The 24,823-nt window shown below is 66.6% G+C and carries 25 protein-coding genes; 12 read left to right on the top strand and 13 right to left on the bottom strand.

Going from position 1 to position 24,823, the window contains the following annotated elements; translation table 11 throughout:
* From CQ050_RS23105 to CQ050_RS23095, 3 genes are all read left to right on the top strand, one after another.
* Window positions 1-1,314: phosphate acyltransferase (locus tag CQ050_RS23105; RefSeq protein ID WP_255410201.1), on the top strand; the 1,314-nt coding region annotated here is incomplete at its 5' end.
* Window positions 1,295-2,524 (top strand): patatin-like phospholipase family protein, encoded by a 1,230-nt coding sequence (locus tag CQ050_RS23100; RefSeq protein ID WP_233214245.1) that lies wholly within the window; start codon window positions 1,295-1,297, stop codon window positions 2,522-2,524. The genes CQ050_RS23105 and CQ050_RS23100, both read left to right, overlap by 20 nt.
* Window positions 2,521-2,988 carry a barstar family protein gene (locus CQ050_RS23095; RefSeq protein ID WP_105559147.1) on the top strand — a complete coding sequence of 156 codons (468 nt, stop codon included), beginning with the start codon at window positions 2,521-2,523 and terminating at the stop codon, window positions 2,986-2,988. Before CQ050_RS23100 ends, CQ050_RS23095 begins: the two co-directional genes overlap by 4 nt.
* Window positions 2,989-3,094: 106 nt before the next feature.
* Here CQ050_RS23095 and CQ050_RS23090 read toward each other — a convergent pair whose 3' ends face one another.
* Together CQ050_RS23090 and CQ050_RS23085 are read right to left on the bottom strand one after the other, a co-directional pair.
* Complete coding sequence (locus tag CQ050_RS23090; RefSeq protein WP_105559146.1) at window positions 3,095-3,826, bottom strand: 16S rRNA (uracil(1498)-N(3))-methyltransferase; 732 nt, start codon at window positions 3,824-3,826, stop codon at window positions 3,095-3,097.
* 17 nt (window positions 3,827-3,843) lie between these two features.
* The gene (locus tag CQ050_RS23085) at window positions 3,844-4,266 is read right to left on the bottom strand and encodes a hypothetical protein (RefSeq protein ID WP_105559145.1); all 423 of its coding nucleotides are present in this window, start codon (window positions 4,264-4,266) and stop codon (window positions 3,844-3,846) included.
* Window positions 4,267-4,493: 227 nt separating this feature from the next.
* On the opposite strand from CQ050_RS23085, the gene tkt reads away from it, so the two are divergent.
* From tkt to CQ050_RS23070, 3 genes are all read left to right on the top strand, one after another.
* On the top strand, window positions 4,494-6,530 hold the full coding sequence (gene tkt, locus CQ050_RS23080; protein ID WP_105559144.1) for a transketolase: 2,037 nt from the start codon (window positions 4,494-4,496) through the stop codon (window positions 6,528-6,530).
* 15 nt (window positions 6,531-6,545) lie between these two features.
* Window positions 6,546-7,556 (top strand): type I glyceraldehyde-3-phosphate dehydrogenase, encoded by a 1,011-nt coding sequence (gene gap / locus CQ050_RS23075; RefSeq protein WP_006221200.1) that lies wholly within the window; start codon window positions 6,546-6,548, stop codon window positions 7,554-7,556.
* 93 nt (window positions 7,557-7,649) lie between these two features.
* A complete protein-coding gene (locus CQ050_RS23070; protein WP_105559143.1) occupies window positions 7,650-8,843 on the top strand; it encodes a phosphoglycerate kinase in 1,194 nt (397 codons plus the stop codon).
* Between the two features lie 149 nt (window positions 8,844-8,992).
* Here CQ050_RS23070 and CQ050_RS23065 read toward each other — a convergent pair whose 3' ends face one another.
* Entirely contained in the window at window positions 8,993-9,976 is a 984-nt protein-coding gene (locus CQ050_RS23065) for a tripartite tricarboxylate transporter substrate binding protein (RefSeq protein ID WP_105559142.1), read from the bottom strand.
* 286 nt (window positions 9,977-10,262) lie between these two features.
* Here CQ050_RS23065 and CQ050_RS23060 point away from each other — a divergent pair, with 286 nt between their 5' ends.
* Window positions 10,263-11,951 carry a SulP family inorganic anion transporter gene (locus CQ050_RS23060; RefSeq protein WP_199196904.1) on the top strand — a complete coding sequence of 563 codons (1,689 nt, stop codon included), beginning with the start codon at window positions 10,263-10,265 and terminating at the stop codon, window positions 11,949-11,951.
* Between the two features lie 44 nt (window positions 11,952-11,995).
* Here the strand turns inward: CQ050_RS23060 and fabI are convergent, their stop codons facing one another.
* From fabI to CQ050_RS30900, 8 genes are all read right to left on the bottom strand, one after another.
* Window positions 11,996-12,769: an enoyl-ACP reductase FabI gene (gene fabI / locus CQ050_RS23055; protein ID WP_105559141.1), complete on the bottom strand. Its 774-nt coding sequence runs from the start codon at window positions 12,767-12,769 to the stop codon at window positions 11,996-11,998.
* Window positions 12,766-13,950: an acetate/propionate family kinase gene (locus CQ050_RS23050; protein WP_105559140.1), complete on the bottom strand. Its 1,185-nt coding sequence runs from the start codon at window positions 13,948-13,950 to the stop codon at window positions 12,766-12,768. The genes fabI and CQ050_RS23050 overlap by 4 nt, the downstream gene beginning before the upstream one ends.
* Window positions 13,951-13,982: 32 nt before the next feature.
* Entirely contained in the window at window positions 13,983-14,927 is a 945-nt protein-coding gene (locus CQ050_RS23045; RefSeq protein ID WP_105559139.1) for a phosphate acetyltransferase, read from the bottom strand.
* Complete coding sequence (locus tag CQ050_RS23040; RefSeq protein ID WP_105559138.1) at window positions 14,924-17,410, bottom strand: DUF3141 domain-containing protein; 2,487 nt, start codon at window positions 17,408-17,410, stop codon at window positions 14,924-14,926. The genes CQ050_RS23045 and CQ050_RS23040 overlap by 4 nt, the downstream gene beginning before the upstream one ends.
* A 270-nt stretch (window positions 17,411-17,680) precedes the next feature.
* Window positions 17,681-18,316 carry a glutathione transferase gene (gene yfcF / locus CQ050_RS23035; RefSeq protein ID WP_105559137.1) on the bottom strand — a complete coding sequence of 212 codons (636 nt, stop codon included), beginning with the start codon at window positions 18,314-18,316 and terminating at the stop codon, window positions 17,681-17,683.
* Window positions 18,317-18,432: 116 nt separating this feature from the next.
* Window positions 18,433-18,762 (bottom strand): DHCW motif cupin fold protein, encoded by a 330-nt coding sequence (locus CQ050_RS23030; RefSeq protein WP_105559136.1) that lies wholly within the window; start codon window positions 18,760-18,762, stop codon window positions 18,433-18,435.
* A 72-nt stretch (window positions 18,763-18,834) separates the two neighbouring features.
* The gene (locus CQ050_RS23025) at window positions 18,835-19,320 is read right to left on the bottom strand and encodes a GNAT family N-acetyltransferase (protein ID WP_105559135.1); all 486 of its coding nucleotides are present in this window, start codon (window positions 19,318-19,320) and stop codon (window positions 18,835-18,837) included.
* Complete coding sequence (locus CQ050_RS30900) at window positions 19,304-19,465, bottom strand: hypothetical protein (protein ID WP_158266078.1); 162 nt, start codon at window positions 19,463-19,465, stop codon at window positions 19,304-19,306. Before CQ050_RS30900 ends, CQ050_RS23025 begins: the two co-directional genes overlap by 17 nt.
* A gap of 53 nt (window positions 19,466-19,518) precedes the next feature.
* Between CQ050_RS30900 and CQ050_RS23020 the strand changes: the two genes are divergently transcribed.
* Genes CQ050_RS23020 through CQ050_RS23000 form a run of 5 tightly spaced genes read left to right on the top strand, consistent with a single transcriptional unit; the run spans window position 19,519 to window position 22,508 of the window.
* Complete coding sequence (locus tag CQ050_RS23020) at window positions 19,519-20,460, top strand: DnaJ C-terminal domain-containing protein (RefSeq protein ID WP_105559134.1); 942 nt, start codon at window positions 19,519-19,521, stop codon at window positions 20,458-20,460.
* 2 nt (window positions 20,461-20,462) lie between these two features.
* Window positions 20,463-20,780: a chaperone modulator CbpM gene (locus CQ050_RS23015; protein WP_105559133.1), complete on the top strand. Its 318-nt coding sequence runs from the start codon at window positions 20,463-20,465 to the stop codon at window positions 20,778-20,780.
* A 14-nt stretch (window positions 20,781-20,794) separates the two neighbouring features.
* Window positions 20,795-21,508: an AzlC family ABC transporter permease gene (locus CQ050_RS23010; RefSeq protein ID WP_105559154.1), complete on the top strand. Its 714-nt coding sequence runs from the start codon at window positions 20,795-20,797 to the stop codon at window positions 21,506-21,508.
* Window positions 21,505-21,852, top strand: coding sequence for an AzlD domain-containing protein (locus CQ050_RS23005; protein ID WP_105559132.1), 348 nt, complete (start codon window positions 21,505-21,507; stop codon window positions 21,850-21,852). Before CQ050_RS23010 ends, CQ050_RS23005 begins: the two co-directional genes overlap by 4 nt.
* Before the next feature lie 41 nt (window positions 21,853-21,893).
* Entirely contained in the window at window positions 21,894-22,508 is a 615-nt protein-coding gene (locus CQ050_RS23000) for a glutathione S-transferase family protein (RefSeq protein ID WP_105559131.1), read from the top strand.
* Window positions 22,509-22,523: 15 nt separating this feature from the next.
* On the opposite strand, the gene CQ050_RS22995 is transcribed toward CQ050_RS23000, so the two are convergent.
* The gene (locus CQ050_RS22995) at window positions 22,524-23,174 is read right to left on the bottom strand and encodes a DsbA family protein (protein WP_105559130.1); all 651 of its coding nucleotides are present in this window, start codon (window positions 23,172-23,174) and stop codon (window positions 22,524-22,526) included.
* A gap of 106 nt (window positions 23,175-23,280) precedes the next feature.
* On the bottom strand, window positions 23,281-24,756 hold the full coding sequence (locus CQ050_RS22990) for an inorganic phosphate transporter (protein WP_105559129.1): 1,476 nt from the start codon (window positions 24,754-24,756) through the stop codon (window positions 23,281-23,283).
* Window positions 24,757-24,823: the final 67 nt, after the last annotated feature.

Here is a 24,823-nt window from a genome sequence, read left to right as displayed (position 1 = left end):
ATCTTCCGTGGCGCGCTGGACGTGGGCGCGACCACGATCACGCGCGAAATGGAAAAGGCGGCGGTGTATGCCATCGCCCAGTTGGCGCAGGAAGAGCAGAACGAAGTCGTGGCCGCGGCCTACGGCACGTTCGATATTTCGTTTGGCCCCGAATACCTGATTCCCAAGCCGTTCGATCCGCGCCTGATCGTGCGCATCGCGCCGGCCGTGGCCAAGGCGGCGATGGACGGTGGCGTGGCCACGCGTCCGCTGGCCGACCTGGAAGCCTACGAAGAGCAGTTGCAGCAATTCGTGTACCACTCGGGCGCCTTCATGAAGCCCTTGTTCTCGGCGGCCAAGCGCATCGTGCGTGAAGGCGGACCCGCCCGTATCGTGTTCGCGGAAGGCGAAGACGAACGCGTGCTGCGCGCCGTGCAGGTGGTGGTGGACGAAGGCCTGGCGCGCCCCATCCTGGTCGGCCGTCCGTCGGTGCTGCTGACCCGCATCGAAAAGCTGGGCCTGCGCCTGCGCCTGGGCGAAGACGTCGAAGTGACCAACCCGGAATACGACGAACGCTTCCATCAGTACTGGACCACGTACTGGGAACGCATGTGCCGCCGCGGCATCACCAAGGAAATGGCGCGCGTGGAAATGCGCCGCCGCATGACCTTGATTGGCGCGATGATGGTGCACCTGGGCGATGCCGATGGCATGGTCTGCGGGTCGGTGGGCGCTTATCATGACCACCTGCGTTTCGTCGATGAAGTGATCGGCCGCCGCCCGGGCCACAACGTGTATGCCGCCATGAACATCCTGCTGCTCAACGAGCGCACGGTGGTGCTGGTGGACACGCACGTGAACGACGAGCCCTCGGCCGAGCAGATCGCGGAATTCACGATCGCCGCCGCCAACGAAATGCGTCGCATGTATCTGGCGCCGAAGGTGGCGTTGCTGTCGCGGTCGAATTTCGGTTCGGGCAGCTCGGCTTCGGGCGCCAAGATGCGTCGCGCCTTGGAAATCGTGCGCGAACAGGCGCCCGACCTGGAAATCGACGGCGAAATGCACGGCGATTGCGCGCTGGACGAAGCGCTGCGCATGCGCATCCTGCCGTCGTCCACCCTGAAGGGCGAAGCAAACCTGCTGGTGTGTCCGAACGTGGATTCCGGCAACATCGCCTACAACCTGCTGAAGACGGCGGCCGGCGGCAACGTGGCGGTGGGCCCGTTCCTGCTGGGCTGCAATGCGCCGGTGCACATTCTGACTTCCAGCTCGACCGTGCGCCGCATCGTCAATATGACCGCGATGACGGTGGTCGATGTCAACACGCCACGTTGAAGTGAAGCCGGCCGGCCCGGCGTGCCCTCGCACGCCGACTGGCCTGGTTCTGACCGGAGGCGGCGCCCGCGCCGCTTATCAGGTCGGGGTGCTTAGCGCCATCATGGAGCTGCTGGACCCCGACTGGCATTCCCGGTTCCAGAACCCCTTCGACATCATCTGCGGCACCTCGGCTGGCGCCATCAATGCCGCTGCGCTGGCTTGCCGTGCCGACCGGCCCCATCTGGGGGTGCGGCGCATCCGCCGCCTGTGGTCCTCGCTGAATACCGACATGATCTACCGGGCCGATGCGCCCGGCCTGATTCGCACGGGCGTGCGCTGGCTGGGCCTGCTTGCCCTGGGCTGGATGTACTCGGGCCTGACGCGCAAGCGGCCCCAGTCGCTGCTGGACAACAGCCCGATGGAGGCATTGCTGGGCCGGGTGCTGGACTTCCGCAACCTGCAGGCCAACCTGGAACAGGGCTCCCTGTCGGCGCTGGCGATCACGGCGTCGGGCTACACCAGCGGCGAGCACCTGACTTTCTACCAGGCGCACACGCCCATCGAGCCTTGGCACCGCTATCTGCGGCTGGCCATCCCCACGCCGATCGGCATGGACCATCTGATGGCTTCGTCGTCCATCCCGTTCGTCTTTCCGGCCCGCCAGGTGCAGGTGCACGGCAAGGGCGAGTGGTGCGGCGATGGATCAATGCGTCAATTGGCTCCGATCAGCCCGGCCATCCACCTGGGCGCGCACCGGGTAATGGTGATCGGCACGGGGTTCCGCGACGACACCCACCCCGAGAACCGCGCCGATTCGCCGCCGTATCCCTCGCTGGCGCAGGTGGGCGGCCATGCCTTGTCCAGCATCTTCCTGGACGGCTTGTCGGTGGACGTCGAACGCCTGGAGCGCATCAATTACCTGATGGACCATGCGACGCCGGAGGGCGCCCAGGTCAATGTCAGGCGCATCCAGGTGCTGACGATCACGCCCAGCCAGTCGCTGGACACGATGGCCCTGGAACACTTGCACGACATGCCCGCGCAAGCACGTGCCCTTTTTCGCGTACTCGGTGTATCGTCCGATCCACACCGTCCGGGAGGCGGGGCGCTGATGTCCTATCTTCTATTCGAATCCAGCTACACCCGACGATTGATCGAACTGGGTTATGCCGATACGATGCAGCGTAACGACGAAGTGATCGCCTTTTTCAAGGAGGCTCAGGCATGACGCGCAATGGCCAATCTACCTTGCAGAAGCAACTGCTGCGCGGCGGGGCGTTGCCCCATGAAGGGTTGGACAAGAAGGCCGTGGTGGACGCTTCCCATGAGCTTGGCCTGGCGTTGTTCGTCGCCAACTGCGACCCGGCCCGCAGCCGCTCTGCCGTGCTGCGCGCCATCGTCAAGGCGGTGGACTTCCCCGAATACTTCGGCGGCAACCTGGATGCCCTCTACGATTGCCTGTGCGACACGGTGCTGGACCACAAGACCGGCGTTGTACTGTGGCTGTACCGGCTGCATTCCGGCGATCCGGTGCTGGAAGACGACGCGGCCCTGATCGAAACCGTTTGTTCCGACGCGGCGGAATTCGCCCGCGAGAACGGTCGCATCTTTGCGTTCGTCATCGAACATGCGGGCAAGCACCCGGATCCCGAACCTGGCGTCGCGGCGGCGCCTTACGGCGAAAACGACTGAGACGATTGCATCGAGGGCTGCACGGGTGCCCGCAGCGGCACACCCCGAAGCTGCACACCCCGCAGCGGCCCGCGCCGGGCAGTGCCTTGCCCGGCAGCATGTGTGATCACCAGCCCCGCAGGGCGCTGACGGCGCTCAACAGGGCCAACCCCGCGGTCTCGGTGCGTAGCACTCGCGGGCCGAAGCGCACGGCCTGCACGCCCGCCTGACGGGCCTGTTCCAGTTCCTTGTCCGACCATCCGCCTTCCGGGCCCACCAGCAGGCTCAAGGCCTGTACGTCTGGTTCGGCCCGCAGCTTGCCGGCCAGATCGTCCGTGGCGTCGGGGTGGCACAGCAGGCGCAGGCCATCCGCGGGTTGGGCCAGCCAGTCGGCCAGCGTCTGAGGCGCGTCCACGGGCATCAGGCGGTTGCGGCCACATTGTTCGCTGGCGGATTGCGCAATGCGCTGCCAGTGCGCCACGCGCTTGTCCAGTCGGGCGCCCGACAATTGCAGCACGCTGCGCTGTGCCGCGATGGGGCTGACGCGGGCGGCGCCCAGTTCCACGGCCTTTTCCACCACCCAGTCCATCTTGTCGCCGGTGGGCAAGCCCTGCACGAGGGTGATGCGGCCGGCCAATTCGGCCTCGCGAGGATTGAAGTCGCCCAGTTGCGCAAAGCCGGCCTTGCCGTCGATGTCCAGCACGGCCGGATATTCGCCGCCCTGGCCGTTGAACAGCACGACGGGTTCACCGGCCTTCAAGCGCAGCACGCGCACCGCGTGGTGGGCAAGGGCTTCCGGCAGGGCGATTCGGGTGCCGGCGGCAAGCGGGGTGTCGCAGTAGAAACGGGGGGCGGACATGGGTGGCGCGAAAAGCGTTATCGGAGCGCGTAGCCTACCACCTTGACCCCCCATTCGAAGAAGGTCGGCGCGCTGGACGCGAGGTTAAGCCCCAGCAGGGTCAGGAAGCCCACCGTCATTTTCTTGTCCAGACGCAGGACGTGGGCGCGCAGATCGGACAGGTCTTCGTGGGTGGCGAAGCGCTTGAGTTCTTCGCGGTTGGGCAGTTGCGCGATCTGTTTGCGGATTTCGGCGAGCTCCTCGCGTCGCGCAAGCGGGGCCACGGCCGCCGCCAGGTCATTGCGCCATTCTTGCCGGAGCTTGGCGGCAAGTTCGGTTTCACCCTTGATTTGAGCGTGTTCCAACGCCCGCGCCACGGCAATCGCCCGCTCTTCGCCCAGGGCGGTGCGTAGAGCCATGATGCCTTCAACAGGGATAGTCAGATTGAGCATGAGGCTCATGGTAGGAGGCTCCAGGGCTGATGTCAGGGCTTTATCCTGAATGTCGGACCCCTTTCCCGCAATTGTGGGAGCTACGCTGATATTCCCGTCCGGAAACGCTTGTTTACATCGAGCTTAAGGGTGATGGCGTGAGGGAAATCCCCTGATGCTAAAATCGTCTGCTTCGCAACCTACTCAACTGGCCCCTATATTCCCTGTGGGCGCGCCAGCTTCAAAGAGCCTTCCGAATGAGCAATCCGACCGCCCCTAAACTTGCCTTGGCGGATGCCATCCGCGCCCTCGCGATGGATGCCGTGCAACAAGCGAACTCCGGGCATCCGGGTGCTCCCATGGGCATGGCGGAAATCGCCCAAGCTCTGTGGACGGGCAACCTGCGCCACAACCCCAAGGACCCCGCCTGGGCCAACCGCGACCGCTTCGTGCTGTCCAACGGCCACGGTTCGATGCTGATCTACGCCCTGTTGCACCTGACGGGCTACGATCTGCCGATCGAAGAGCTGAAGAATTTCCGCCAACTGCATTCCAAGACGCCGGGCCACCCCGAAGTGGGCATTACCCCGGGCGTGGAAACGACCACCGGCCCGTTGGGCCAGGGTCTGGGCAATGCCGTGGGCATGGCGCTGGCCGAAGCGCTGCTGGCTGCTGAATTCAACAAGCCCGGCCACACCATCGTCGACCACCACACCTACGCCTTCACCGGCGACGGCTGCCTGATGGAAGGCATCTCGCACGAGGTGTGCTCGCTGGCCGGCACGCTGAAGCTGTCCAAGCTGGTCGTGCTGTATGACGACAACGGCATTTCCATCGACGGCCACGTCGAACACTGGTTCGCCGACGACACCGCCAAGCGTTTCGAAGGCTACGGCTGGAACGTGATCCGTGGCGTCGACGGCCATGACGTCGCCGCCGTGGACGCCGCCATCAAGGCCGCGCGTTCGCAATCGGAAAAGCCCACGCTGGTCATCTGCCGCACCGTGATCGGCAAGGGTTCGCCCAACATGGCCGGCACGCACAACGTGCACGGCGCGCCGCTGGGCAAGGACGAAATCGCCGCCACGCGCGCCGCGCTGGGCTGGTCGTCGGAACCCTTCCAGATTCCGCAAGACGTGTACGACGGCTGGGACGGCCGCAAATCGGGCGCCGCCGCCCAAGCCGAATGGCAGACCGCGTTTGACGCCTACGCCGCCGCATTCCCCGCCGAAGCCGCGGAGTTCATGCGCCGCATGAAGGGCGACATGCCCGAAGGCTACAACGAACAGTTCAAGGCATTCCTGGCATCGACCCTGGAAAAGGCCGAAACCGTCGCCACCCGCAAGGCCTCGCAGTTCGCGATCGCCGCGCTGGCCCCCGTGCTGCCGGAAATGCTGGGCGGCTCGGCCGACCTGACCGGTTCCAACTTCACCGACTGGAAGGGCGTCGCCGCCGTTCGCGCCGGTGACAAGGGCATCCAGTTCGGCCGCCACATCAACTACGGCGTGCGCGAATTCGGCATGGCCGCCATCATGAACGGCGTGGCGCTGCATGGCGGCTACCTGCCGTTCGGCGGCACGTTCCTGACGTTCTCGGACTACTCGCGCAACGCCATCCGCATGGCCGCGCTGATGAAGCAGCGCGTGGTGCACGTGTTCACCCACGATTCGATCGGCCTGGGTGAAGACGGCCCGACCCACCAATCCATCGAACACGCCGCCAGCCTGCGCCTGATCCCGAACCTGTCGTTGTGGCGTCCTTGCGATACGGCTGAAACCGCCGTGGCCTGGAACGCCGCCGTGACCCGCCCGACCAGCATCGGCATGGACGTGCATGACGGCGGCCCGACTGCGCTGCTGCTGTCGCGCCAGAATCTGCCGTTCGTGCCGCGCGATGCCGCCACCGTGGACGCCATCGCCCGCGGCGGCTATGTGCTGCGCGACGCTGAAGGCGCGCGCGCCGTCATCATCGCCACCGGCTCGGAAGTTGCCATCGCGCTGGACGCGCAGGCTCAACTGGCCAAGGAAGGCGTCGCCGTGCGCGTGGTCTCCATGCCCAGCACCGACGTGTTCGACCGCCAAGACGCTGCCTGGAAGCAATCCGTATTGCCCAAGGGCCTGCCGCGCGTGGCCGTCGAAGCCGGCGTTACCGCCTTCTGGCACAAGTACGTGGGCCTGGAGGGCGCCGTGGTCGGCATCGACCGCTATGGCGAGTCTGCTCCGGCCGGCGCGCTGTTCAAGTTCTTCGGGCTGACCGCCGACAAGGTGGCCGAGACCGTCAAACAGGTTTTGTAAAAAAGGAGCTTAGTCATGACCATTCGCGTCGCCATCAACGGTTACGGTCGCATCGGCCGCAACATCCTGCGTGCCCACTATGAAGGTGGCAAGAAGCACGATATCGAAATCGTCGCCATCAACGACTTGGGCGATCCCAAGACGAACGCGCACCTGACGCGCTACGACACGGCCCATGGCAAGTTCCCGGGCACCGTGGAAGTCGACGGCGACTTCATGGTCGTCAACGGCGACAAGATCCGCGTGCTGGCCAACCGCAACCCGGCTGAACTGCCGTGGGGCGAACTGAAGGTCGACGTCGTGCTGGAATGCACCGGCTTCTTTACGACCAAGGAAAAGGCGGGCGCGCACATCAAGGGCGGCGCCAAGAAAGTCATCATCTCGGCCCCGGGCGGCAAGGATGTGGACGCCACCATCGTGTTCGGCGTGAACCACGGCGTGCTGAAGTCGACCGACACGGTCATCTCGAACGCATCGTGCACCACCAACTGCCTGGCCCCGCTGGTCAAGCCGCTGAACGACAAGCTGGGCCTGGAAAACGGCCTGATGACGACCGTTCACGCCTACACCAACGACCAGGTCCTGACCGACGTCTACCACGAAGACCTGCGCCGCGCGCGTTCGGCCACGATGAGCATGATCCCCACGAAGACCGGCGCCGCCGCCGCCGTGGGCCTGGTGCTGCCGGAACTGAATGGCAAGCTGGACGGCTACGCCATCCGCGTCCCGACCATCAACGTGTCGCTGGTCGACCTGTCGTTCGTGGCCAGCCGCGACACGACCGCCGAAGAAGTGAACAGCATCCTGAAGGCCGCGTCGGAAGGCGAGCTCAAGGGCATCCTGGACTACAACACCGAGCCCCTGGTTTCGGTGGACTACAACCACAACCCGGCCTCCAGCACCGTTGACGCGTCGCTGACCAAGGTTTCGGGTCGCCTGGTCAAGGTCTCGTCCTGGTACGACAACGAGTGGGGCTTCTCGAACCGCATGCTCGACACCACCGTCGCGCTGATGTCGGCCAAGTAAGCAACACGGTCAGTCCACAGGGGACGGATTTATTTTCCGCTGATGCGGAAAATGGGTTCGTCCCCTTTGTTCGCCTATCGTAGGAAAGCAAATATGTCCAAGGTCAATACCCTGTCCGCGCTGGCCAAGTCCGGCGCCCTGTCCGGCAAGCGTGTGTTCATCCGCGCCGACTTGAACGTGCCGTTCGACGACGCCGGCCGCATTTCCGAAGACACGCGCATCCGTGCATCCGTGCCCGGCATCCGCCTGGCGCTGGACGCCGGCGCCGCCGTGATGGTCACGTCCCACCTGGGCCGTCCGAAAGAGGGCGTGCTGACTGAAGCCGATTCGCTAGCCAAGGTCGGTCAGCGCCTGTCCGAACTGCTGGGCATGCCCGTGCAGCTGGTGCGCGACTGGGTCGACGGCGTCCAGGTGGATCACGGCCAGGTCGTGCTGCTGGAAAACTGCCGCGTGAACGTCGGCGAAAAGAAAGACGACGAAACGCTGGCGAAGAAGATGGCCGCGCTGTGCGACGTCTACGTCAACGACGCGTTCGGCACCGCGCACCGCGCGGAAGCCACCACGCACGGCATCGCGCGCTTTGCGCCCATCGCCTGCGCCGGCCCCTTGCTGGAAGCCGAACTTGACGCCCTGGGCCGTGCGCTGCACGAACCCAAGCGTCCGTTGGTCGCCATCGTGGGCGGCTCGAAGGTGTCGACCAAGCTGTCCATCCTGCAATCGCTGGCTGACAAGGTTGACCAGCTGGTGGTGGGCGGCGGTATCGCCAACACCTTCCTGCTGGCTGCCGGCCTGCCCATTGGCAAGTCGCTGGCGGAACCTGACCAGGTTGAGCAGGCGCGCGCCGTGATCGACATCATGAAGCAGCGCGGCGCGGCCGTGCCGATTCCGGTGGACGTGGTGTGCGCCAAGGCATTCGGCGCGGACGCCGAAGCCACCGTCAAGGCGGCCACGGATGTGGCCGACGACGACATGATCCTGGACATCGGCCCGCAGACCGCGGCGCAGTTGGCCGAGATCCTGAAGAAGGCCGGCACCATCGTGTGGAACGGCCCCGTGGGCGTGTTCGAATTCGACCAGTTCGCCAACGGTACCGAAGTGGTGGCGCGCGCCATCGCGGAATCGGACGGCTTTTCGATCGCTGGCGGCGGCGACACGCTGGCCGCCATCGCCAAGTACGGCATTGGCGAGCAGGTCGGCTACATCTCGACGGGTGGCGGCGCCTTCCTGGAATTCCTGGAAGGCAAGACCCTGCCGGCCGTGGCCGTGCTGGAAGCGCGCGCAGAGTAAGTAGCCCCCACGCCGCGCCCGCTTCGCGCGCAAGCCGCCCCCCGGGGGGCGGCTATTTTTTTGATGCGTGTGCGCCGCGCGTCATTCGAGGCAGGGGCGTCAGTCGGTGCTGTTGATACCGGACAAGCGACTGCCTCCCCGCCTGAACCTTATTCCATCTTCGCGCCTGAGATCTTCACGATCTGTGCATAGCGCTGGATCTCCGCCTGGATGAAAGCGCCGAATTCGGCCGGCGTCTGGCCTGTCGGCACCAGTGCGCCCATGCCTTCCATCCGCTTCTTCACTTCCGGGTCCGCGACCACCGCGTTGACTTCCTTGTTCAAGCGCTCGACCACGTCCACCGGCGTGCCGGCGGGGGCGACGATGCCGTACCAGGCCGACGCGTACATCTTGGGCACGCCTGCCTCGTCGAAGGTGGGGACGTCGGGCAGCGCGGGCAGCCGCTGGCGCGCGGCCACGGCCAATGCGCGCAGGCTCCCGGCCTGGACCTGGGCCAGCGACCCCGTGTCCAGCATCATGTCCACCTGGCCCGCCAACAAATCGGACACCGCCGGCCCGCTGCCCTTGTACGGAATGTGCAGAACATCCGCGCCCGTCAGGTACTTGAACATCGCGCCCGCCAGGTGCTGCGAAGAACCCACGCCGCCCGAACCATAGTTGAGCTTGCCGGGTTCCGCGCGGGCGGCCGCCACCAGGTCAGCGACTGACCGGAACGGCGACTGCTTGGGCACTTCCAGGATGTTCGGGATTTCGGCCACGAAGGCGATGGGCGCGAAGTCCTTCGCCGCGTCGAAGCCCAGCCGCGAATACAGGTGCGGGTTGGCGGCATTGGTGGAACTGGTGGCCATCAGCAGCGTATAGCCGTCGGCCTTTTCGCGCACGAAGGCGGCCGTGCCGATGTTGCCGCCCGCGCCGGCCTTGTTGTCCACGATCACGGTCTGGCCCAGGCGTTCGGTCAGGCGCTGCGCGAGCAACCGCCCCAGCGCGTCCGTTGCGCCGCCGGGCGGCCACGGCACGACCAGCTTGATCGGGCGCTCGGGATAGGCTTGCGCATGCGCGGCAGGGGCGATGCCCGCGGCAAGCGCGGCCAGGACGAGCGCGCGGCTGGCGCGCCGCAGAAAGGCGAAGGACATGGCGTCTCCAGAAGTGCCGGCCCTTTTTATCCGCGTCGCAGGAAGCGTCGCGGCGGGCCGTGTCGGTGTACGGGCACGGCGCAAGGCCGCTTTTCTTGTGCCGGGGACTCTACGCAATCCGCCGGCCCTAAAAAAGGGATAAATAATCACCGATCTTCATTCTTAAAAGGAATGAAAAGCCGCAGACGTTTGATCGCCGACGGTTTCGGAAGCCCGGCCTTGGTGTAGGCTTGGCGGACCTTCCGCGCCGTGCGGAAGTCCTTTGATCAGGTCGGCGTGCAGCACCATGAATCTACGTTTTTTTCCTGGCCTGAATAATTTTCGCGGCATCACGCGGGAATCGGCGCGGCGCGACGTCATGGCGGGACTGAGCGTGGCGGCGGTGGCCTTGCCGGTGGGCCTGGCGTATGCGGCGATGATGGGCGTGCCGCCGGTCGCCGGCTTGTGGGCAGCCATTGCCGGCATGCTGGGCTACGCGCTGTTCGGCTCGTCGCGCACGCTGATCGTCGGGCCGGACACCGCCACGTGCACGCTGATCGCCGCCACCTTGACGGGCATGGCGTTGCATTCGCCCGAAGACCGGCTGGTGGCCGCGACCGGTATCGCGCTGACCGTGGGCGTGGGGTGCCTGATCGCCCGCGTGTTGCGGCTGGGCGTGTTGGCCAACCTGTTGTCGCGGCCCGTGCTGATCGGCTACATGGCGGGCGTGGCGATCACGCTGGCGCTGTCGCAACTAAGCGGGCTGACGGGCGTGGGCCTGCGCAACAGCGGCCTGATCCATCCCTTCCTGGAACTGGGACGCCGGCTGCAAGAGATCCAGATCCCGACCCTGTGCCTGGGGCTGGCGTCCTGCCTGCTGCTGGTGGCCGTGAAGCGCTGGCGGCCAACCTGGCCCGGCCCCATCCTGCTGGTCGTCGGCGGTTGCCTGCTGTCGTGGATCTTCGATTTCCCCAGCCTGGGCATCGCGGTGGTGGGCGAAGTGCCCGCCGGCTTGCCAGGGCTTAGCCTGCCCGTACGGCTGGAGGGCGTGGACAGCATTCTGCTGGGTGCGGCCGGCGTGCTGGTGGTCAGCTTTTCCAGCGGTATCGTCACCGCGCGCAGCTTTGCCGCTCGCACGGGCGAACACGTCGACCCCAATCGCGAGCTGGTGGGGTTCGGCGCGGCCAATGTGGCGGCGGGACTGTTCCAGGGGTTCGTCGTGACCGGCGCGGACTCGCGGACCGCGGTGGGGCTGGTCGCCGGTGGCTCGTCGCCGCTGGTCAGCGTCAGTGCGGCGCTTGCCCTGGCGATCGTGGTGGGCCTGCTGAGCGCGCCGCTGTACTGGCTGCCGCAGGCGGTGCTGTCGGCCATTCTGCTGTTGGCGGCGGCCAGCCTGTTCGACGCCAAGGCCTTCATGCGGCTGGCCCGCATTTCGCGTGTCGAACTGGCGTTCGGCATCCTGGCTGCGGGCGGCGTGGTGGGTTTCGGGGTGCTGCAGGGGGTGGCCGTGTCGGTGGGCGCGACCTTGCTGTATGCCATGTATGTGTCGGGCAATCCGCGCGATGCGTTGCTGGGGCGGTTGCCGGGCGAGTCGGTGTTGGGCAAGCTGCACCTGAACCCCGACGCGCAACCGGTGCCGGGCATCGTCGTGTGGCTGTTCGAATCGTCGGTCTGGTTCTTCAACGCCGATGCCTTCCGCCGCCGCGCGCGCGAGGTCATCGAACAGGCGCGAGACGTGCAATGGTTCGTGCTGGACGCCGAAGCGATGACGCAGGCCGACGCCGACGCGGTCGAGGCGCTGTACGAGCTCAAACGCGAACTGGACGCCTGCAATATCACCCTGCTGGTTGCGGGTGGCCACGGGCAGTTCCGCATGGCGCTGGAGCGCTCGGGGTTGGTGAAGAAGATCGGTCGCGACAAGATCTTCGGCAGCCCGGAACAGGCGGTAGAGGCCGTGGAGCGTTGGCGTCAGGCGCCGCCAGACACCCTGGCCTAGCCAGCGCGGGCGGGCGGGGCTTTGCACCTGCCCCGTCGACGACGTCAATCGATGATGTGATACCCGCCATCGATATAAAGCGTCTGCCCCGTCATGCGCCGCGCGGCGTCGGTGGCCAGCCAGGCGGTGGCTTCGCCCACGTCGTCGATCGACACCAGGCTGCGCGCGGGCGCCTTCGATTGGGCGCGGTCCAGCAGGGCGTCGAATTCGGCGATGCCGGAGGCCGCCCGCGTTTTCAAGGGCCCGGGCGATATCGCGTGCACGCGGATGCCTTGCGGGCCCAGTTCCGCGGCCAGATAGCGCGTGGCGGATTCCAGCGCGGCCTTGACCGGCCCCATCATGTTGTAGTGCTCGACCACCATCTGCGAGCCGTAATAGCTCATGCAGAAGAGGGCGCCGCCATTGGCCATCAGCGGTTCGGCCAGTTTCGCCATGCGGATGAACGACCAGCAGGACACGTCCATCGCCTGCAGAAAGCCCTCGCGCGAGCAGTCCGTCACGCGGCCGTGCAGATCGCCGCGCGGCGCGAAGGCAATCGAGTGCAAGACGAAGTCCAGCCCGCCCCAGTCGTCCGCGATGCGGCCGAACACGGCTTCCAGTTCGCCGTCGTTCAGCAGGTTCAAGGGCATGAGCAGCGACGCGTCCACTTGCCGCGCCAAAGGCTCCACATGCGCAAGCGCCTTGTCGTTCAGATACGTCACGGCCAGTTCGGCGCCCAGGGCACGGAACGCCTTGGCGCATCCCCAGGCAATGGAATCCGCGTTGGCGATGCCCGTGACCAGGCCCCGCTTGCCCGCCAAAGGCAGGTGCGCGCTCATCGTTGGCGCACCAGGGCCAGCGTGTGCTGGGCGATGATCAGCTCTTCGTTCGTGCGGATCACATACACGCCGATGCGGCTGTCGTCGCTGGAGATTCGGGGCCCGTGATGGGCGTTGCGTTCCGGGTCCAGCTTGATGCCAAGCCAGCCCCAATGGTCGGCGACCGCCTGGCGGATCTGGGCGGAATTCTCGCCCACGCCCGCGGTGAAGACGATGCCGTCGATACCGTTCATGGCGCAGCCCAGGCCGATCATGCCTTCGGCCACGCGCCAGGCGAAATACTTCAGCGCCAGCTGGGCCGATGGCGCGTCGCTGACCAGCAGTTCGCGCATGTCGTTGCTGATGCCGGACAGGCCCTTCATGCCGCAGTCGTGATAGAGCAGGTGCTCGATCTGGTCGTGGTCCATGCCCCGTTCCATCATCCACAGCACGACGCCCGGGTCCAGCCGGCCGGGCCGCGTGCCCATGGGCAAGCCTTCCAGGGCGGTGAAGCCCATGGTGCTGTCCACGCTCTTGCCTTCCGACATGGCGCAGGCGGAAACGCCCGAACCCAGGTGCGCTGCGATGATCTTGCCCATCGCGAGTTCGGGCAGGGCCTGGCGCAGCCGTTGCGCGATGTACTCGTAGGAGAGGCCGTGGAAGCCATAGCGGCGCACGCCTTCCTGGTACAGCGATTCGGGCAGCGCGTAGCGGTCGGCCACGTCGGAATGGCTGCGGTGGAACGCCGTATCGAAGCAGGCGACTTGGGGAATCCAGGGCCGGCGTTCGCGGATGACGCGGATCGGCGCCAGGTTATTGGGCTGGTGCAGCGGCGCCAGCGGGGTGAAGGTGTCCAGCTTGGCCAGGATGGCGTCGTCGATCAGGACGGGTTCGGCCAGATCGGGGCCGCCATGCACCACGCGGTGCCCGACCGCCAGCGGCGCGCCGCCCAGGTGCCCGCTCAACCAGGTGCCCACGACTTCCTGCCCGTTGGGCACGTCGGGCGCATGGCTGGGCGCGATGTCGCGTTCCACCAGGGTCTGGCCCGCCGCGTCGCGCACGCGCAGCTTGGGATGCGACGTGCCGATGCCTTCCAGCTGGCCGCCCAGGCGCGGAGCAAGTTCCTGGTTGCCGTCGATGTCGTAAAGGTAGAACTTGATGCTGGAACTACCGGCGTTGATGACGAGGATGGTGTCGCTCATGGCTCTGGGATCCTGTCGTGTCGGCGCGCGCGTCACGCCAATGGGCGGGCCGCTTGCTGGCTCAGGTGGTGGGCGTAGATTGCCGCTACCGCGCAGGACGCCAGGCGCGAGCGGGGGCTGTCGGCACGGCTGGTCAGGATGATGGGCACGCGGGCGCCCAGCACGATGCCCGCCGCTTCCGCGTTGGCCAGGAAGGTGAGGTTCTTGGCCAGCATGTTGCCGGCCTCCAGGTCGGGCACGACCAGCACCTGGGCCACGCCGGCCACGGGCGACCGGATGCCCTTGATGCGGGCAGCCTCCGGGCTGATCGCGTTGTCCAGCGCCAGCGGGCCGTCCAGCAGGCCGCCGGCGATCTGGCCGCGGTCGGCCATCTTGCACAGCGCGGCAGCTTCGATGGTGCTGGGGATGTTGGGCGTGACCTGCTCGACGGCGGACAGGATCGCCACGCGCGGTTCGCCCAGGCCCAGGCCGTGATGCAGGTCGATCACGTTGCGGATGATGTCCGCCTTGGTTTCCAGGTCGGGGAAGATATTGATGGCCGCATCGGTGATGAACAGCGGCTCGGCGTAGGTCGGCACTTCCATGATGAACACGTGGCTGATGCGCCGGCCGCTGCGCAGGCCGGTCGTGCGCGCAACCACTTCGTGCATCAGTTCATCGGTGTGCAGGCTGCCCTTCATCAGCAGGGTGGCCTCGCCGTTGCGCACGAGCGCCACGGCGGTCTCGGCGGCCGCGTGGCTATGCGGCACGTCCACGATGCGGGCATCGCCCAGGTGCAGGTTGAACTGGGCGGCCGTGTCGCGGATCTTCTTTTCCGGCCCGACCAGGATGGGATGCAGCAGGCCCAGGTCGCGTGCCTCCAGCGCGGCCGACAGCGACGGCTCGTCGCAGGGGTGGGCGATGGCGCAGCAGGCCGCTTCCAGCGTCTGTGCGCGCGCGATGAGCTTGTCGTAATGCGTCGAGGTGGGCAGCGTCATGCCGACTTGACCTTGGCGGGTTGACGGGCTGCGGTCTTGCTCGCCCGTTTGGCAGGGGCGGCGGCGGACTTGGCTGCCGGCTTGGCGGCCCGCTTTGCCGTGGTCTTGGTTGCCGGCTTGGCAGCCGGCTTGGCCGGGGTGTCCATCGCCGCCTTGGCGACCGCCGATTCGGCCGCAGCAGGGTGCGGCCGGGCCTTCTTGACCGGCACGTGGGCAGCGGCTTCGACCAGTTGCAACGCGGGCGCGGCGGCAGCAGGCGCGGGCGTCGGCAAGCGGGCCGGCGCCTGCGCCGAGTTGCGCTTCTGCGCGCGGCGTTCGGCTGCCAAGAAGATGCGTTCCATCTCGTCCAGGCTTTCGCGGGCGGCGGGGCTCAAGGGTTCGGCCGCTTCCAGCACGCGCTTCATCGTCTCCAGCGCGTCGCGGATCGCCGGCGCCGGCGAGTTTTCCAGCAGATGCGGCATCGCCAGCAGCGCGGCGTCCGAATCCAGCGTCAGGATCAGGGCTTGATCGCGGGTCAGGTCCTTGAATTCCTGCAAGGTCAACGCGTTGTCGGATTCGGCGCGCATCTTGCGTATCAGCGCAAAGCTGCGTTCGTCCAGGCCGCCTTCGGCGCCGGACACATACAGCAGCATGCGGATGGCGGCGACGCGCAGGCCGCCTTCCTGCACCATCGAACGCAGTTCGGCGGCGCGGTCTTCCATGAAGCGGCGGTGTTCGGGCGAGACGCCCGGGTGCTTGCGCGGCGGGCCGGATTTTGCGCCCAGGCCGGCCAGGTCTTGCACCAGCGGCGAACCATAGACGCCCATGAAGGTGCGTTCGTCGGCCGAATCGCGCAGTTCCTGCCAGATGTTCAGGCTGGTCTCGACCCAGTTCGAGAACATTTCCTGCGCCATCAGGAAAGGATTGGAGGCCGGGGCCACCTGGCGCTGTTCGCGCACCTGCTCGGCGATCTTGGCGATGGGCGCGATGGCCGGGTTGCGATCCGAAATCAGTTCATAAGGCAGGCGCAGCGGGTGCAGGCGCTGGCTCCATTCCGCGAATTGCGGCGTGACCACCGCGCGCAGCCAAGGCTGCATGAAGCTGCGGTACATACCGAGGTTGATGTCGGAGATGCGCGCGACGGCGGCGAAGCGGCGGTCGTCCTCTTCCTTGCGGTCGACGATGGCGCGCACGTCGTCCAGCTTGCGCTGTTCAAACGACAGCACGTAGTTGCCGGACGCCAGATCCGCGTTTGGGGTGTCGGGCGTCTTGTCCGCGATCTCGGCCTGGTAGATGCCTGGGGGCAGCACGTCGATCATGTCGATGTTCGACGTGAACTCCTGGTGCTCTTTGCGCGCCACGCTGCCGGACACAAAGATGCCCAGGTGGCCGATGCTCTCGTGCACTGCGTAGACGATCGTCTGGCCGTGGGCCAGCACTTCGGCTTCGTTCTGGTACAGGTCGGGGATCCAGCCCAGCGCCTGCGGCGGGGGCGTGATGTTGTCGCCCTTGGAGCAGAACACCACGATCGGCGACCGGATGTTGCGCAGGTCGATACGGATGCCGTCGGACGTCACCAGACCGGCCGTGGCCAGGCGGTTGCCCACGAACAGGTTATCCACGATGTACTGGATTTCGGGGCCGTTCAGGAAAACGTGGCCACCCCACCATTTCTCGAAGCTCAGGTACCGATCCGCTTCGGTGTCCACCTTGGAGTACAGGTTGTACTGCTTGGACCACAGGGTATTGGCGGGATTCAGGTTTTCGAAGTTCTGCACCAGCCAGGCGCCGTCGAACTTGCCGTGGCCCAGGTCGCTGGTCATCGCCGTGAGCCAGCTGCCGCCCAGCAGGCCGCCGGAATAGCGCATCGGATTCATGCCGCGCCAGCCCGCCCAATACGACAGCGGGGCGCCGGCCACGATGATGGGGCCGAACAATTCAGGGCGGATGGCCGCGGTCATCATGATCTGCCAGCCCGCCTGGCAATTGGCCACCACGACCGGCTTGCCTTCCGCGTCGGGGTGCAGGGCGATGATCTCTTCCAGGAACCGCGCTTCCGCCATCATCACGTCTTCGACGGTCTGCTCGGGCATGGGCTGGGGCAGGAAGGTCGCGAAGTAGCAGGGATGGCCTGCGCGCACCGCCACGCCGATCTCGCTTTCCGGCTTGAAGCCGCCGATCCCGGGGCCATGGCCCGCGCGCGGGTCCACCACCAGGAAGGGGCGCTTGATCGGATCGGTTTCCACGTCGGCCGGCGGCTTGATGCGCAACAGCCCGTAGTTGACGGGGCGCGGGAGTTCGCGGCCGTCCAGCACCAGCTCGAACTCCATGCTCAGCACGTTGGGCGCGCGCTTGGCCATGTGTTCGTGGTACTGGTTGCCGCGCTGGCGCAGCACGTCTGCGTAGAGCACGCCTCGCTGCCAGGCATCCACGGCATATTCGTAGGCGGCCGTCCAGGGGTTGAAGGACGGGGTGGGGACGCGATCGTTGCCGGATCCGGCCATGGCGATCTCCTGTTAGTTGCTCCCGACGGCGGAAGGCCGCCGGGCCGATCCCGAGTGGAACCGGCCGAGTTGACCTCCCCATTACACCGCATCGAATGCTGCGCCGCAACATGGAAGGGCTTGATGTCGGTCAAATTCGGGACTCCCCGTCCCTTCTTTCGGCTTTATTGCAGATATTGCAGGAAACGTTGCGTGCCGGGCGGCATGCCTGTCATGGCGCGTAGGCCATCGGGCCCGTCATGCACCGTGCATCACGGCCCCGGCTGGTTGTCAGGCCCGCGCGGCGGCGTTGTGTTCCAGCCATTTCTGGACGGAAGGCCGTTGCCATTGGGCATCGGCATAGGCGCGCAACGGATCGGGCAGGTCGTCCAGGGCCAGCCGCTTGAGCATGACCGCCAAGTCCAGGTCCGCAATGCACCATTCGTCAAGCACGGACGTCTGATCGACACCGATGAGGTAGCTGGCCACCTGAATCAGCTTGGCCGAGGCCGCGTGGGCGGCGTCGGACAGGGGTTGGCCGGCGGCGCCGTAGAACACCGTTTCGGTGGGCCGTTCCTGGCGCAGCGCGGCCAGATCGCTGCGCAGCCAGGCCTGCAATTGGCGGGCGCGTGCGCGTGCGCGGGGGGCCTGCGGATACAGCGCGGTGTGTCCGGGCGGGGGGAACACGTCTTCCAGGTATTCGGCAATGACGCTGGATTCGGTCAGGTTGAAGCCGTCGTGCGTCAGCGCGGGCACGCGCGCCGTCAGCGCACGGCACTGGTACGGCTGCATGCGCTGCTCGCCCGCTTCCAGGTCGATCGGGCGAACCTCGAAAGCCAGGTTTTTTTCAGTCAGCGCCACATAGGCCGACATGGCGTAAGGGCTGAGAAACAGGGAATCGACATATAGCGTAATCGGGGCGCCCAAAGCTAGTCTCCGGTCAGGCGGGGTCGTGGTTGTCGGTGCGGAACCGGCGGATGGCGCGGCGCCGCATGAATTGCAAAGCGTAACGCAATTGCAATTTCGCGTGTCGCGCCGGCGCGTCAGTCGACGATGAAGAGCTTGGCGCCCGTGGTCGTGGACGAGCGGTGGGGCTCGGCCTGGTCGGCCACCTGATAGCTCATGCCCGGGGTCAGGACGAACTGCCGGCCGTCTTCCAGCTCGGTGTGCAGTTCGCCCTCGAGACAGAACAGGATGTGGCCCTTGCTGCACCAGTGGTCGGCCAGGTAGCCGGCGGTGTATTCCACCATGCGGACCCGCAGGTCGCCGAACTGGCGGGTGCGCCAATAGGCCATGCCGGTGTCGCCGGCGTGTTCGGTGCGTTCCACCTCGGACCAGTCCGTGGTGCCGAAGGGGATGTTGCTCATCTTCATCATGAATCCTGCGGTGGAGGCCGGCGGCGGGTTCAGAGAGGGCCGCTCGGCAAAAATCAGATACTACGCCAGTCAGGCTACCAGTTTCTTTTGCCAGAACATCGCGCGGCCGGTGGTGTCGTCCAGCGCGTAGCCTTCAAAGCCCGATTTGCGATACAGCCCCTGGGCCACGGCGTTGCCTTCCAGCACTTCCAGCGTGATCTTGCAGCAGCCCATCTGGCGGGCGCGCTCTTCCAGCGCGTTCAGCAACTGCTTTCCGACCCCCTGGCCCTGGAAACGGGGCGACACGCCAAGGTCATGCAAGTTGATCAGCGGCCGGCATGCAAAGGTGGAGAACCCTTCCAGGTAGATCGCCACGCCAGCGGGCTGCCCGTCGACGCGGGCCAGCAGGGCATGGGCGGTCGGGCGGCGGGCCAGTTCAGCGATCAGGTTCTGCTGCGCGTAGGCAGGCAGGGGCGAATTGCCGCCCATGGGGCCGCTGGCGTATTCGTTCAGCATGGCCAGCGTCTGGCGGCCGTGTTCCGGGTTGGAGAAGTCGACGTCAATGATTTCCAGCACGATCGGTTTCCTGTGGATGGGTCTCGGCCGGCGCGGCGTCCAGCCACGCCGCCGGATGGGGCAACCAATCATTATGCACGCTTGCCGGCGCCTGATTTTGCGCATTGAAAAATCGGTCCGCAACCCCTATCTTCTTCATATTCAAGGCCGAATGCGGCACCGCCCGACGCGGCCAAAACCTTTAAGGTGAGCTGGAATATGGAGTTCAAGGACTACTACAGCACGCTTGGCGTGGCGCGCGGCGCCTCTGAAGACGAGATCCGGCGCGCTTACCGCAAACTTGCCCGCAAATACCATCCCGACGTCAGCAAGGAAAGTGACGCCGAGGCCCGCATGCGCGACGTCAACGAGGCCTATGACGTGCTGCGCGACCAGGAAAAACGCCAGGCCTATGACAACCTTGCGGCGGGCGTGTCGTCCGACGGAGGCTTCCAGCCGCCACCCGGATGGGACGAGGGCTTCGAATTCCACCGCGGCGCGGCCCCTGGCGACGAAGCGCAGTTCAGCGAGTTCTTTTCGTCGCTGTTCGGCGGCCGGGGCCAGCGTAGCGGCGCGCGCCAGCAGGATTTCCGCGCGCGCGGCGACGACCACCACGCCGCCATCGAGGTGGACCTGGAAGACGCGCTCAAGGGCGCGACGCGCGACATCAGCCTGAGGGCCATGGAGATGGACGGCCAGGGCCATCCCCACATGAAGACCCGCACGCTCAGCGTGCGTATTCCGGCGGGCGTGCGTGAAGGCCAATTCATCCGTCTGGCGGGGCAGGGCATGCCCGGCTACGGCGGGGGCGAAAACGGCGATCTGTACCTGGAAGTGCGCTTCAAGCCGCACCCGCGCTACCGGGCGGAAGGCCGCGACCTCTACATGACGCTGCCGGTCGCCCCCTGGGAGGCCGCGCTGGGGGCGCAGGTGGATGCGCCCACCCCTGGCGGCACGGTCGAGGTATCGATTCCGGCGGGCTCGGGCAACGGACGCAAGCTACGGCTGCGCGGCCGGGGCATCCCAGGCGATCCCCCGGGAGATCTTTACCTGGTGCTGGACCTGGTGCTGCCGCCGGCCGATAGCGAGGCCGCGCGCGCCGCCTACCGCAAGCTGCAGCAAGACGTGCCTTTCAACCCGCGGCGCCACTTGGGGGTCTGACCATGAAGAAGCTTGTCATCACCAGCGCCACCGTCGTGGGCAAAGCGCAGCCGCTTAGCGCGGACGACCTGGCCCGCGCCTGCGGGGCGGAAGTGGAGTGGGTCGCCCAACTGGTCGAAGTCGGCATCGTCAACGCCCGCGGCGGACAGCCCGACGACTGGTGCTTCTACAGCGCTGATCTGCAGCGCGCGCTGCACGCGCGGCGGCTGGAGCACGATTTCGGCGCCAGCCTGGACGCCGCGGCGCTGATCCTGGACCTGAGCCAGGAAGTGCGGCGCCTGAAAGCGCACCTGCGGACGCTGGGCGTGCCGGAGCCTTGAAAGCGAAAAGCACCTTGGAGACGTCTTCCACCCCTGTGCACGCCCCGGCGGGCAGTGCACGCATCGATGGCCTGAAATCCTGCCTGCCGGTCATGATCGGCTACTTCCCGGTGGCGGTGACGTTCGGGATCGCGGGCATCGCGGCCGGCTTGACGCCGCTGCAGGTCATCCTGATCTCCGTATTCGTCTATGCCGGCGCCAGCCAGTTCCTGCTGCTGGCCTCGATCAAGGCCGGCACGCCATGGCTGTGGGTGGTGGCGCTGTGTTCGCTATTGAACGCCCGCCACCTGCTGTACGGCCCCTTGCTGTCCCGCTTCCTGCCGACGGCCCTGCGTGACCGCTTGAAGGTCGCCTTTCTGTTGACCGATGAGGTCTTCGCCACTGCCTTCAACCGGCTGCAAACGGTGCCGCCCGCACACCGCCGGGGCTGGATGATCGCGTTGGGGCTGGGCGCGTGGCTGACCTGGATCGCCGGAACCGCCGTGGGCGTCTATGCCGGCGACGGGCTGGAGCGCCATTACCCGATGCTGTCCCAGGTGATGCGGTTTGCGTTGCCGGCGCTGTTCATGGCGCTGGTGTGCCAGAGCGCCAAGCGCGGCATGGGCCTGCCGGTCATCGCCGCGGTGGCGGGCGCGGGCGTGGCGGCCGCGATGGGGCATGTCACCATGGCCATCCTGATCGGCGCCGTCATCGGCTGCGCCGCCTATCGCCTGAAGAGGTCCGCATGAACGCCGAAGGCCTGGGTTTCTGGGGCGCGGTGATCGCGATGGCCGTAATCACCTATCTGACGCGCGCGCTGCCCTTCATGCTGTCCGAACGCAGCCGTCTGTTGCGGCGGCTGTCGCGCGAGGGCTCGGCGCTGGCGGCGCTGGGCCCCAGCTTGCTGGCGGGTATCGCGGCCGCGGTCATCGTGCCGGACGTGCTGGACGCCGGCGCCCAGGCCGCCCGCATCGCCCCCTATGTGGGCGGGCTGGTCGTCACGGGCGTCGCCGCGCGGATGGTCAGCAATACCGGCGTGGCCGTGCTGCTGGGGATGGCAGGATACGGCGTGTTGCTGGCCTTGGCGGGTTGAGCCGCCGCAGGCAAAATAATCGGACTCCAAGGAGGCCGACCATGCTTACGCTCTATCATGCGCCGCGCTCGCGGTCGTTCAGGATCCTGTGGTTGCTTGAGGAACTGGGCGTGCCGTACGACACCGAAATGGTGTCCATCCGCGGCAACGACAGCGCGGGCCACATGCCCGCGGACTACATCGATATCCATCCGCACCGCAAGGTGCCGGCGCTGGTGCACGACGGCGTGCCGGTGTTTGAAACCCCGGCCATCGCGCTGTATCTCACGGACCTGTTCCCCGACAAGGGGCTGGGCCCGCAGGTAGGCGACGCCGACCGCGGGCCCTATCTGACGTGGCTATCGTATTCCACGGGCGTGTTCGAACCCGCCATGGTCGAACGCGCGTTCAAGCGTCCGCACCAGGAAGGCGCGCCCGGCTGGGGATCGGCCGACGAGGTCGAGCAGGTGCTGACCCGGGTACTGCAGGCACGGCCCTTTTTCCTGGGCAGCCGTTTTTCGGCGGTGGACATCGTGCTGGGCGGAACGCTGCAGTACATGATGCAGGTGAAGGTGGTGCCGGAGTCGCCGGTGTTCAGCGCCTATGTCGAGCGGCTGGGCAACCGCCCGGCAATGCACCGGGCATTGCAGCGGGACGGAGACATCGAAGAGGGCTGATGCCTCCGCGGGCGCCTAGCCCTGGATGCGTTCGCTCAGGCTCGCCTGCCATTGGGCCGGGCGGCCCAGATAGCGGCTGGGCTCCAGCAGCGTATGCACGCCGTTGTGCTCCAGCGCCAGCGTCGGAAAGCCCGTGCCCCCGACCTGGGCCAGCAACTGGCGGCTGGCGGCGATGTGCGCGGCCGTATCGGCGCCCGTGGCTGCCGCGTAGGCGGCGTCGAAGCCGTCACCGTCCAGGCCGATCTCTCGGGCCAGCGTCTTCAGCACGTCCGGGTTGGCGATACGAAGGCCCTGCACATAGTGCGCGTGCTGCAGGCGTTTAAGCAGGTCCAGCCCCCGGCCGGCCAAGGCGTCGGCCGCCACGATGGCGGTGGTGGGCGGTTCGGAATCGAACACCGCGCCTGCGTCGCGGAGCAGGCCGTCGAAATAGTCCTTGCCGAAGACCTGGCCCGTCATGCCGGCGATCCGTTCGTCGTGCGGCATGACGTAGCGGCGCAGCGCGTCGGTGACGGGTTGGCGGTTGCTGCCGGTCATCATGCCGCCGCCATGGGCGACCACCGTCAGGCCGGCGACGGCGCGGGCCGCGTCAACCAGCGGCGCGGCGCCATAGCACCAGCCGCAAAGCGGGTCGAAAATGTAATGCAGGGTAGGGGTTTGAGTAGCCATGGCGTCATCGTAGACGCGGGCCGCGGCGGAAAACAGCCTGGCGCGGTAGCCAGAGTGTTGCGCGGGCCGGGCAGATTGCCTGCACGGCCCGCAAGGCGGATACGGATCAGCCGGTGATCTGCACGCCGATCCAGAACAGGCCGGCCGCCAGCGCCATCGAGGCGGGCAGGGTCAGCACCCAGGCCAGCAAAATGTTGCGCACCGTGTTGCCCTGCAAGCCGGTCTTGTTGGCGATCATCGTGCCGGCCACGCCGGAGGACAACACGTGGGTGGTGGATACCGGCAGGCTGAACACATTGGCCAGGCCGATGGCGGCCACCGCCGTCACCTGCGCCGACATGCCCTGGGCATACGTCATGCCCTGTTTGCCGATCTTTTCGCCCACGGTCAGCACCACGCGGCGCCAGCCCACCATGGTGCCCGCGCCCAGCGCCAGCGCCACGGCCACAATGACCCAGAACGGCGCATATTCGGTGGTGGCGGTCAGGTCTGCGCGCAGGCGTTGCAAGTCGGCGCGTTCGCGCGCGGGCAGCCCCTCGATACGCGACACCTTCTTGGCCGTATCGTCCAGGCACAACAGGTAGCGGCGCACGTTGATGCGCTTGTCGGCGGACAGGTCGGCGTAGTTGTTGACACCGGCCAGGTCGGCTTGCAGCGCCGCGATGGTCGGCATGGTCAGTTCCGGATCGCAGCGGAAATTGCGCGGCAGTTCGGTGGTCGCGTCCGTGTGCTTGAGGGCCAGGAAATCGCCCAGCATGGCTTCGTTGCGCTGGTAGAACACGCTCAGGTGGTTCGCTGCGTCGCGGGTGCGTTCGATCTGGTAGGTGGTGCTGGTCGTGTCCAGCACGAAATTGGCGGGCACGATGCCGATCAGCACCAGCATGATCAGGCCGATGCCTTTTTGCCCGTCATTGGAGCCGTGCACGAAGCTCACGCCCATGGCCGACAGCACCAGCACCAGGCGGTTCCAGAACGGCGGATGCTTTTTGTTGTCGATCGCGCGGCGCTGGTCCGGCGTCTTGTGCATCTTGGACAGCGGCAACCAGCGTTTGAGCAGCAGCAGCAAGCCGCCGGCCACCAGGAATCCCGCCACGGGCGAGGCCACGAGCGACAGGCCGATATCGATGGCCTTGCCCCAGTTGACGCCATCGGCCAGGGGCAGGTCGGTGATCAGCGCATTGGCCAGGCCCACGCCCAGGATCGAGCCGATCAGGGTGTGCGAGCTGGAAGCCGGGATGCCGAAGTACCAGGTGCCCAGGTTCCATGCGATGGCGGCCGCCAGCATGGCGAACACCATGGCCAGCCCGCGGCCGGTGTCCACGTTGATCAGCAGTTCCACCGGCAGCAGGTGGACGATCGCGTAGGCCACGCCCACGCCGCCCAGCAGCACCCCGAGGAAGTTGAAGATGCCCGACAGCACCACCGCCAGATGCGGCGGCATGGCTTTGGTGTAGATGACTGTCGCCACGGCGTTTGCCGTGTCGTGAAAGCCGTTGATGAATTCGAAGGCCAGGACGAATGTCAGGGCCAGCACAAGACTGAGGCCAACCCAGAGATCTAGGCCGTGGAATAGGTCGAACATGGAGGCGGGGGCGAGGTTCCGGCGAGAGGAGCCGATTATTGCAGATTTGTGACCTGACCCTGGTTGC

Source organism: Achromobacter sp. MYb9, assembly GCF_002975275.1.
Lineage (GTDB): Bacteria > Pseudomonadota > Gammaproteobacteria > Burkholderiales > Burkholderiaceae_B > Achromobacter.
Note: the sequence above shows the minus strand (reverse complement) of the source record. Positions and strands in the feature narration are given on the sequence as shown.

Excerpts from the sequence above, each read along its gene's own strand:
- CQ050_RS23100 (WP_233214245.1), top strand. The coding sequence starts at position 1,295 with ATGTCAACACGCCACGTTGAAGTGAAGCCGGCCGGCCCGGCGTGCCCT.
- CQ050_RS23065 (WP_105559142.1), bottom strand. The coding sequence starts at position 9,976 with ATGTCCTTCGCCTTTCTGCGGCGCGCCAGCCGCGCGCTCGTCCTGGCC.
- fabI (WP_105559141.1), bottom strand. The coding sequence starts at position 12,769 with ATGAGCGCGCACCTGCCTTTGGCGGGCAAGCGGGGCCTGGTCACGGGC.
- CQ050_RS23070 (WP_105559143.1), top strand. The coding sequence starts at position 7,650 with ATGTCCAAGGTCAATACCCTGTCCGCGCTGGCCAAGTCCGGCGCCCTG.
- tkt (WP_105559144.1), top strand. The coding sequence starts at position 4,494 with ATGAGCAATCCGACCGCCCCTAAACTTGCCTTGGCGGATGCCATCCGC.
- CQ050_RS22990 (WP_105559129.1), bottom strand. The coding sequence starts at position 24,756 with ATGTTCGACCTATTCCACGGCCTAGATCTCTGGGTTGGCCTCAGTCTT.
- CQ050_RS22995 (WP_105559130.1), bottom strand. The coding sequence starts at position 23,174 with ATGGCTACTCAAACCCCTACCCTGCATTACATTTTCGACCCGCTTTGC.
- CQ050_RS23095 (WP_105559147.1), top strand. The coding sequence starts at position 2,521 with ATGACGCGCAATGGCCAATCTACCTTGCAGAAGCAACTGCTGCGCGGC.
- gap (WP_006221200.1), top strand. The coding sequence starts at position 6,546 with ATGACCATTCGCGTCGCCATCAACGGTTACGGTCGCATCGGCCGCAAC.
- CQ050_RS23005 (WP_105559132.1), top strand. The coding sequence starts at position 21,505 with ATGAACGCCGAAGGCCTGGGTTTCTGGGGCGCGGTGATCGCGATGGCC.
- CQ050_RS23020 (WP_105559134.1), top strand. The coding sequence starts at position 19,519 with ATGGAGTTCAAGGACTACTACAGCACGCTTGGCGTGGCGCGCGGCGCC.
- CQ050_RS23030 (WP_105559136.1), bottom strand. The coding sequence starts at position 18,762 with ATGAAGATGAGCAACATCCCCTTCGGCACCACGGACTGGTCCGAGGTG.
- CQ050_RS23090 (WP_105559146.1), bottom strand. The coding sequence starts at position 3,826 with ATGTCCGCCCCCCGTTTCTACTGCGACACCCCGCTTGCCGCCGGCACC.
- CQ050_RS23040 (WP_105559138.1), bottom strand. The coding sequence starts at position 17,410 with ATGGCCGGATCCGGCAACGATCGCGTCCCCACCCCGTCCTTCAACCCC.
- CQ050_RS23015 (WP_105559133.1), top strand. The coding sequence starts at position 20,463 with ATGAAGAAGCTTGTCATCACCAGCGCCACCGTCGTGGGCAAAGCGCAG.
- CQ050_RS23045 (WP_105559139.1), bottom strand. The coding sequence starts at position 14,927 with ATGACGCTGCCCACCTCGACGCATTACGACAAGCTCATCGCGCGCGCA.
- CQ050_RS23085 (WP_105559145.1), bottom strand. The coding sequence starts at position 4,266 with ATGAGCCTCATGCTCAATCTGACTATCCCTGTTGAAGGCATCATGGCT.
- CQ050_RS23050 (WP_105559140.1), bottom strand. The coding sequence starts at position 13,950 with ATGAGCGACACCATCCTCGTCATCAACGCCGGTAGTTCCAGCATCAAG.
- CQ050_RS23060 (WP_199196904.1), top strand. The coding sequence starts at position 10,263 with ATGAATCTACGTTTTTTTCCTGGCCTGAATAATTTTCGCGGCATCACG.
- CQ050_RS23000 (WP_105559131.1), top strand. The coding sequence starts at position 21,894 with ATGCTTACGCTCTATCATGCGCCGCGCTCGCGGTCGTTCAGGATCCTG.